An 8,398-nucleotide genomic window follows, 5' to 3' on the forward strand; every position below is an offset into this window, starting at 1 on the left:
CGTTATATTAAAATAGCAGTCATAACCGTCGCAATAGCCTACGGCATCAATCTCCTTTACGGGCTGACGCCCCCCCCATATCAGCCTAAAACCCCCGAAGTGAAGGCCAAGGTAAATGCTGATACCGTAACTCAGCAACAACCTGAGCAACCATCCAAACCATCGATAATCGATATACTTCCGCGAATGTATACAACAGGGGAAGTTTATGCGCGGTTTGAACAACATGAATTCAGGGCAACAAATGACTTCAAAAAATGTCAGTTAATGGTAACAGGAAAAATAACTGGTATCGGTACTGTTACTTTCAGAAAAAATCCTGTAGTAACATTGGGTATTCCCGGTTCAGATGAAGGCCTGAAGTTCATATTTGAAGATACGAATTACAATAACGATAAAGTTGCTGCATTGAATATTGGGGATCTGATTATAATCGCCGGGAAGAATGCACGACCTGGAACCTTTGGGGGTATCTTTCTTGATGACTCGAAGATAATGACTGATATGATTTCAAAGAAGAAACGACAAATTTTGGTTGTCAATGGTGGCGTTTACGACCGGGAAATTTGCCAGAAGTAGCGTTGTCCTTGCCCTTGAAATGGAGGGGGAGAATCCCCTCCATCACCCCTTCAACAGGTATTGGCGCAAGCAGGAATCGAGTTTGAAGGGAGCTGCATTGCAAATTGTTTTGCGAAGCATCGCCAGTAAGATGGTACTCGAATTGTGCTTCATAACATTAAAGCAGGGCCTGCCCTGTAAAATGACCAATCCCCATAGACAAAAGCATAGCCATGGTACTCCAGAACGTAATTCTTATGATCGCCCTGACAGGAGAGGCTTTACTCAAAACCGAAGATATATAGCCAAGGACCGCCAGTGAAAAAAGGGTGGAAAGGATTATCAACAAAAAAGCCAGTTTCAGAGGGGAGAGCCATGCCACGATTAAGGGTAACACCGCACCAGCGGAAAAACTCAGGGCAGAAAAGACAGCTGCCTGTAGGGGCTGTGCAGAATTTATATCCGTCAACCCCAGTTCTTCACGGGCATGAGCATCCAGGGCATCTTTGACCATAAGTTGCTCCGCAACCTGCCGGGCAAGCTCTGGCTCCAGTCCACGTTGCATATAAAGTGAAGTCAGTTCCCGCACCTCTCCCTGATAATCAGTTTCCAGCTCCCTTTTTTCCTGGGCAAGTGCTGCGTTTTCGGTATCCGCCTGAGATGAGACGGAAACATATTCCCCTGTAGCCATTGACATAGCTCCGGCAACCAGTCCTGCAACACCTGCAAGTAAAACACCGGAAGGACTGCTATTTGCAGATGCAACCCCAAGAACAAGGCTCGCTGTCGAAACAATTCCGTCATTTGCCCCCAGTACAGCTGCCCTCAGCCATCCCACTTTTTCGATACTATGTCGTTCAAGATGCATATATTTTTTCCTTCAAATACGCATACTCATCGGAATTACGGATAAATAGAAAATGCATTGACGGATAAATGCGCGGTTATAGTCTGTTTTAGCCAACCATTACAGGGCATCTTATCCATCATAAACCTACAGCACTATTCGGTAACGGGATTTTTCCTTTGGCTACGAACGGTGAGGAAGATATGCAGCAACCCCATCGCACCATGTGCCCAGAAATAGGTTTCAATAAATACAGTCAGAAACTTATGCACATGCAGGACGGTTTCTGTCAGCACAGGTGACGTGCCAAGAGCAGTATTGAGAGCAAACCAGAATCCACCACATAATGCAACGCCCAATAGTGCAAGTACACCAAGCCCCTGAACCAGAGCAGCAATCCCACCAGCATGAGCTTCAGGAAGACGGAATGATATCAGCATTTTGATATCTTCAACCACACCTCGAAAATCAAGGACCACCCAGGCAAAATAGTAACGAAATCCTCGTTGTGTCAGCATCCATGCAAGCATGACAAACCCAAGGACAATCAGTGATAACCCAGTGATAACATGGAACCATGTTACGAACCCAGTGAGAGTATAGTCACTAAGCGCATCGCTTTCGGTAAGGTTTGAATTAATAATCTGCAATAAAATCAATACAGCTACGATGATATGCAGCACACGTAGAAATGGTGTGTTTTTGTGAGGAAGAGCATTACGTAAATTTTCGTTCATAATTTAGCCACTTTTTTAAGGTTGGTTGACCACTCAATATTATGCCTTTTTATTAATGATAACCTTAACTTCTCAAAACCAAGATGCACTCAGTAATATCCAAACCATGTTCAAAGGCCCAGTACTCGACAGGTAAATTCAGGTTCCTGAGTGGTTCTTATCGTCGCCAGATAGCCACGAAACAACGCAATGCTGTACAGAATGCTTATATCTGAACGCTTGAAATTCCAAAAGCGACGTGGATCGTACGGCACTTAATCCGACGACCGATGAAGAGTGCAGCCATGACAAAATCCATTCACCAAGCCACATTAGGTGACGTCGGAAATGATCTTCTTACGGCAAAGCACATGGCTTAGAATCCCTGTTCCAGCCTCGAAGAGGATACTGATGATTTATTTGCCGGAAAAAAGCATCTTAATGAGGGTCTCATACCGATGATGAAGACATTACGGGCATCAGTGTGTTAATCAACGGGGAGCAGGTCATCATGACCAACAAACAAAACACAGACTGACGCGTGACCACCAAATATAATTTGGCCCCCTGAATCCACCCCGCGCAACACCAATAGGTACTTAACTTATGTTGAGGCAACAAACTAAAATATGTAGCATTGATAATGCATGTTTGTTACCCCAACATTTTTATATGTATTTTGCAGATAAGATAACGTTGTGAAATTTCCTCACCAGTGCATAGCTATCTGCTTGATTACAGGCACGTGTATCATGTCAGTTCAGGGATATCTTTCCAGCATATCTACCTTCACCGAATAATTCCCGGTCTCAGTCAACACCTAGTTTATTGTGGTATTTTCTCATCAGACTGCCTAGTTTCTGTGCTGCAATTTTCCCGGCGTCAAGACCTTCCTTCTCAGCGGTACTTTCAACGGCAGTTACCTCATCAATTAGAAGTGACATGCCTGCAACATACGTTTCCCTGTCATACCCTTCTACAGGGCTGTTCAGGATGGACTCTGCTGTTGCTTTCAGTTCCCGCATATCTTTCCTGAAGGATGTAACGTCCTCCTCCTTAAGTGCTGCGCGGTAGCTTTTATTCATCATCTTCATGGCATGTTCAACACCGTCAGAACCAGCCATTACACAGGGGGATAAAAGAAGGGTGGCTCCTATCACAACAGTACGCATAATTTTTGTCATAATAGCCTCCATATTGTTTACTCTCGTTTTCACAGTCAGAAGGGGTAATATTGCGCAAAAAAATAATCCCTTCCCAATCTTCTCAAAAAACAGCAGCATTCATATTATTTTTCAGGATTATTTGCCCCCGCAACCAGGACTATTATCACCTTTAAAATAAGGGTCAACATGTGTCATAACATTTAAAACATGATGATTATCTAAAACTGATTTCCTGGCCAAAACAGCAATGTCATGTCCTACTTTCACTGATAAATCACCATCAATTTCCAGATGAACATCAACCACAACAAGGTCCCCCATTTTTCTGGTCTTGAGGTCATGGATGCCTTCGACCCCAGGCGTGGACAATAATGTTGTTTTTATACTATTTTCAGTTTCAATATCCACGGCCCTGTCCATCAAGTCATGAAGCGAATCTGACATAAATGAATATCCCATTCTGGTCACAATCAGTCCCACAACCAGTGCAGCTACCGGATCAAGCAATTTAAACCCTGATAAACTACCAATAATACCAATAGCCACCACCAAAGATGAGGCGGCATCAGAGCGGGCATGCCAGGCATTGGCAACCAGCATAGTGGATTTTACTCGGGTTGCTACTGCCAGCATATAGCGAAAAAGAAGCTCTTTGATAACCAGTGCGGCTAAGGCCACCCACAGAGCAACAATATGTACCTGAGGAATATCATCTGGTTGTTGCATTTTATTTGCTGCTGACCATAACATCCCGATGCCAACAATGAATAAAATTGTCCCCAGAATTAATGATGCACCATTTTCATAACGATGATGCCCGTAGTGATGGTCATCATCGGGATTTTTTTTACTTTTATGATTAGCAATAAGCACCACAAAGTCTGAAACTAAATCAGACAGAGAATGGATACCATCCGCAATAAGCCCCTGAGATCCGGAAAATACGCCAGTAATCACTTGCCCGGATGTCAGAAAACAATTAACAAGCACACTAACCCATGTGCTTTTACGGGCCGCGAGGAAACGCTCATGAGAACTAATATCAATATCATCCGTAAGTTTGTTTACCTGCACCTGAAACTCCTAATAACAGCATCTACAGTTAATACTAAGCAGCCAATACTACCCGGCCAAGTTCAGTTTTGGTATATGAAATTTTGAGGTACTGTGGTGAAAATATAAAAATGGTGAGATTTATTCCTGTAAAGACCGCGCCATGGTGGCGATAACATCTATTTATCATAACGCCTGAACATTAATTTATTCTGAACAGAAGAGAGAAGAAAAGTTGACAGTTATCACAACTATACACTTACGCCCAGTGTGGATGGGTTCAACAAACTAAAATTGCAAACCCGATTAACTGAGGAATTGAGCGCTCTCGAAGAGGAGTTGCTTTCGGGTAGCTGTCAACCATTGCAAAATGGTAAACAACATCCTTTGGGTCCCCAACTGTGTGGCCACTGTAGTGACTGTGGTGGGTGATAGAACTGGTCACATTGATGCCAGACTTTTTCGTGCCGCATGTATGGCACACTGAATTTGATTAAGACCTGCTGAAATGAAACCGGAGTGCTTCAGCTACAGAAACTGACCAAATCGTATACCCCAAGCAAGATCTGAATACCATCCGAACAATATCTCTTTTAGGTATACCTGATAAAGACCATGACACAAAGTATCGATAGGGTTTAAATTTAACTCTATTGACAGCAAAATAACGTAATGTATCATATGGATATTGGATTGATATTTCAAAGAGAATACATAATGAATGTCCGTATCTACTGCCGTGCATCTACGGAAGGCCAACATGCTGATCGTGCATTAGTTAGCCTGCGCGAATTTGCGCAAAGCAAAAACTGGTCGGTTGCCGGAGAATACGTTGAGAATGCAAGTGGTGCGAAGCTTGATCGTGTTGAACTCATGCATCTACTGGTGGAAGCACAACCCGGTGATCTGCTTCTTATTGAAGCAATTGACCGTCTCAGTCGTCTTCAACATGAAGAATGGGCTGAACTCAAAGCTACGTTGAATAGTAAAGGGCTGGTAATCGTATCAATGGACTTACCGACCAGTTGGCAGATGGTTGAAATGTCCGGTAATGACCTTACCAGTGGCATTCTTCGGGCAGTCAACTCCATGCTAATCGATATCCTCGCAACAATGGCACGACAGGATTATGAAACTCGGCGTAAACGTCAGGCACAGGGGATCGAGAGAGCAAAACAGGCAGGTTTGTATACGGGGAAAGAAAAAGATATGGAAGCCCGTGAGACTGTTCGCGAAATGCTGGCGCAGAACGTTAAACCAGCCCACATAATGAAAGCTGCTGATATCAGTCGTGCAACGTTCTACCGGATCAAAAAGGAATTGGTAAGCTAGTTCAAATAAGTGTATTGGCTTTGACTCGCACTGACAGTTTCCGCAGACAGAGTACAATCGAACCTGACTGTCCGCTCTGAGCGAGGATAGGACGTAAAACAACTGAAAAAAAACTATTTAACTCAGGAAGACATGTCAAGATTCAGTGAAAATGTCTAATCACTGGTTCGTTAGAAATGCCCATATGTTCAAAAGACCGCTGCAAAAAAGTCTCTCGCAGCGGCCTCTTTAATATAACGTCATTGAGTGCATCATCTTTAATTATGGGTTTAACTCAAATTGCTCCCCATTTATTAATTTTCGCAATAAGTCAAGTGCCTCTGATGAGTATTTTCCGACACCACTTTTCCCAGATTTAATGAAAACATGATAATTGTTGTCTGATGCTTTAATGTTGAAGTCGGTTAGTTTTCTTAATTTTTCGAATTCTTGATTAACATAGTGCCACGATCCCATGTCGAGAATCCTTGCCAGATCAGACATTGTATATGGGAAACTAGCATTTAGTGCCTGTCCATTATTGAGTTCAGCGATACCATACATTTTTGCTAATGCATCATCATGCTCTGCAATATTGCGGAACATCTCAAAATCGTATGGAAGCTCTTGTTTAACAAGGGATTCTGATGCGAATGTGTACGTTCTGGCTAGAAATGCACGCACAAGTTTTGGATTAACGCTAATTTCCGGTGTATTAGATGATAACGCATCAAAAATCCAACCAAAATCATTTGCGTATATCACCTTTATTCGAACGCTTTTATTCTCACCAACACCGATTAGCAATTCCTTTTGATGAGAACCAGTGGCCTCGCAGTCCTTACTGAAGGAGACAAGATAAATATTTGGAATAAGTGCATTATTGGGAGCGATGATTTCATCTATATCAGAGAGAATTGACTTTATGTTTTCATCATTGATACTGTACCCAAAGAAAAACAAGGGGTGTTCAGCAAAATATGTTAGCAACTTTGCACTGATATATTTCTTACGTTTATAGAAATCAACATAATCTTCATTTGTAATAACAATACTTTCAACTTCATGACTGCTACCATGAATTTTCATGATTTCGCCATAAGATGAATAATTCACTTTAACAACATTATGACCAACTATTGCCTGATAATTGTCAAATATTTTTTCTAATGTGTCGTCATAATTTGTTGTGATTATTGCATGAGGTTTTACTTTCCTTAATTTCTGAACTTCCTCTGTATATTCCATGTTCGAAAAATCAACGGAGTTTGATAATTCATTCAGAATAGATGCAATTTCATGCTTAATATAAATATCTTTTGGAGTCGTTCCTTCAAAGTATGTCTCTGGATAGCGATCCTTGCCATCATCCCAAGCCCACTCAGCATAGAAGTCACAAAAATCGCTAGCAATCAATGGTTTGTTATCACCCTTTGTTTGGCTGTAGTAACCATAAGGGCGTTTGATCAAGGGGCAATTTTCCGCTAGTTGCTTTAATAAACCTTCCCAGTCAGGCGCTTTTATATATCGTTGTGAAATACCCGCCCCCATGAATAAAATGGGTTGGACTTGTAAGTTTTCAAGGCAAGATTTAACATCTTCAATTATTTCTTCTTGATATTCCGTAAAGTCCATATATTTACCTCAGGGATAGGTGATTGCTATGTGATGCACCGCGAAACTATTCGGGGCTTTGTGACACCCAAACTTTGCCCCAGTTTCCCAGCGTTTCCTTTGTATATAATATCATTGAAGTTAATTGCGTTTCTCAGAAATCTTCTTAGGATGTGATTGCAATAACGGCAACACAGCGCACACATCGCGGCTGATCAGTGAGTATGAAGTGGTTTACTGAATTTGACCGCCTGAATCGATAGACAAAATGTCCGCACCTGGCACGGAGCGAGCTGTCAGATAGAGTTCGGCCCTGCGCCACACCTTTGTCAGGCCAAATCTGAGCTAATACAAATAAAGTTATCGTTTGACGGTCGCTGGAAGAACCTCATCCTGTGCCAGTAAAGTAATCACATCTCTGGCGATATCCGGTATTATGCCAGGCGTTTTGTAAGTGGCATACACCGCAACCGATAATGGACTCCATTTGTGCTTATCAGCAATACGTTTTACCTCCTCGATAACCTTAAACGTATCGTTTTCCAAAGCCAGTCCTAAACGAGCTGTATCCAGATAAACGCGCTGAACTGCGGAGATATACGCGAGCTTTTTAAGTTCTGTGGTAATAATGCGCTGCGCTTCAACACCGATAGAGGAGCCTCCCTCAACGACCCCTGTCAATCCAACAAGCTTGCCTCCATCACTACGAGTATTGTCATCTTTGTCTCTGTGGAGCGGTACTAAGGCATTCAACTCTACATCCTGCTGAAGTAACTCCAGCAGTTCGGGCAAAAGCTCAGTTTTGATGACACCTTTTAAAGCGGCTGCTCTTTTAGCCAGGCTAACAGGGTATTGCCCCAACCGAGCCGACATTGAAATAATGCAACTAGCGATTATGAAAATATCGTTTTCCCCGATTAGTGGGGCACACTCGGCACGAAAGGATTGTTCTTCACGAAGGAGAGGATTTGCTTTTTCAGGCTTCCTAATTTTTGATTTTGGCTGCTTCTTGCTATAGCCACGCAAAGCATCCTGTGCGCTTCGGGTTAGAATGCTGGTAATGGTGCCAACTTACTGATTTAGTGTATGATGGTGTTTTTGAGGTGCTCCAGTGGCTTCTGTTTCTATCAGCT

General features: G+C 42.6%; 8 protein-coding genes and 2 pseudogenes. 3 read left to right on the top strand and 7 right to left on the bottom strand.

Going from position 1 to position 8,398, the window contains the following annotated elements; translation table 11 throughout:
* The first annotated feature begins 99 nt into the window (after positions 1–99).
* Positions 100–579 (top strand): hypothetical protein, encoded by a 480-nt coding sequence (locus QMN93_RS23040; RefSeq protein WP_072048708.1) that lies wholly within the window; start codon positions 100–102, stop codon positions 577–579.
* Positions 580–736: 157 nt separating this feature from the next.
* Here QMN93_RS23040 and QMN93_RS23045 read toward each other — a convergent pair whose 3' ends face one another.
* From QMN93_RS23045 to QMN93_RS23065, 5 genes and pseudogenes are all read right to left on the bottom strand, one after another.
* On the bottom strand, positions 737–1,426 hold the full coding sequence (locus tag QMN93_RS23045) for a VIT family protein (protein ID WP_032730251.1): 690 nt from the start codon (positions 1,424–1,426) through the stop codon (positions 737–739).
* A gap of 134 nt (positions 1,427–1,560) precedes the next feature.
* The gene (locus QMN93_RS23050) at positions 1,561–2,142 is read right to left on the bottom strand and encodes a cytochrome b/b6 domain-containing protein (protein ID WP_001004932.1); all 582 of its coding nucleotides are present in this window, start codon (positions 2,140–2,142) and stop codon (positions 1,561–1,563) included.
* A gap of 94 nt (positions 2,143–2,236) precedes the next feature.
* Positions 2,237–2,467 (bottom strand): annotated as a pseudogene (locus QMN93_RS23055) (IS3 family transposase); the annotation flags it as partial.
* A gap of 463 nt (positions 2,468–2,930) precedes the next feature.
* Positions 2,931–3,305 (bottom strand): cytochrome b562, encoded by a 375-nt coding sequence (locus tag QMN93_RS23060; RefSeq protein WP_193139109.1) that lies wholly within the window; start codon positions 3,303–3,305, stop codon positions 2,931–2,933.
* Between the two features lie 117 nt (positions 3,306–3,422).
* Positions 3,423–4,361 carry a cation diffusion facilitator family transporter gene (locus QMN93_RS23065; RefSeq protein WP_001198019.1) on the bottom strand — a complete coding sequence of 313 codons (939 nt, stop codon included), beginning with the start codon at positions 4,359–4,361 and terminating at the stop codon, positions 3,423–3,425.
* Positions 4,362–4,601: 240 nt separating this feature from the next.
* On the opposite strand from QMN93_RS23065, the pseudogene QMN93_RS23070 reads away from it, so the two are divergent.
* Positions 4,602–4,706, top strand: a pseudogene (locus QMN93_RS23070) (reverse transcriptase); the annotation flags it as partial.
* A gap of 351 nt (positions 4,707–5,057) precedes the next feature.
* Complete coding sequence (locus QMN93_RS23075) at positions 5,058–5,672, top strand: recombinase family protein (RefSeq protein WP_032730990.1); 615 nt, start codon at positions 5,058–5,060, stop codon at positions 5,670–5,672.
* A 261-nt stretch (positions 5,673–5,933) separates the two neighbouring features.
* Here QMN93_RS23075 and QMN93_RS23080 read toward each other — a convergent pair whose 3' ends face one another.
* Together QMN93_RS23080 and QMN93_RS23085 are read right to left on the bottom strand one after the other, a co-directional pair.
* A complete protein-coding gene (locus tag QMN93_RS23080) occupies positions 5,934–7,286 on the bottom strand; it encodes an SIR2 family protein (protein WP_032730250.1) in 1,353 nt (450 codons plus the stop codon).
* Positions 7,287–7,625: 339 nt separating this feature from the next.
* Positions 7,626–8,291 carry a hypothetical protein gene (locus tag QMN93_RS23085; RefSeq protein WP_301510098.1) on the bottom strand — a complete coding sequence of 222 codons (666 nt, stop codon included), beginning with the start codon at positions 8,289–8,291 and terminating at the stop codon, positions 7,626–7,628.
* Positions 8,292–8,398: the final 107 nt, after the last annotated feature.

The sequence above is a fragment of the Enterobacter sp. R-1.6.2 genome (assembly GCF_035064085.1).
Lineage (GTDB): Bacteria > Pseudomonadota > Gammaproteobacteria > Enterobacterales > Enterobacteriaceae > Enterobacter > Enterobacter asburiae_B.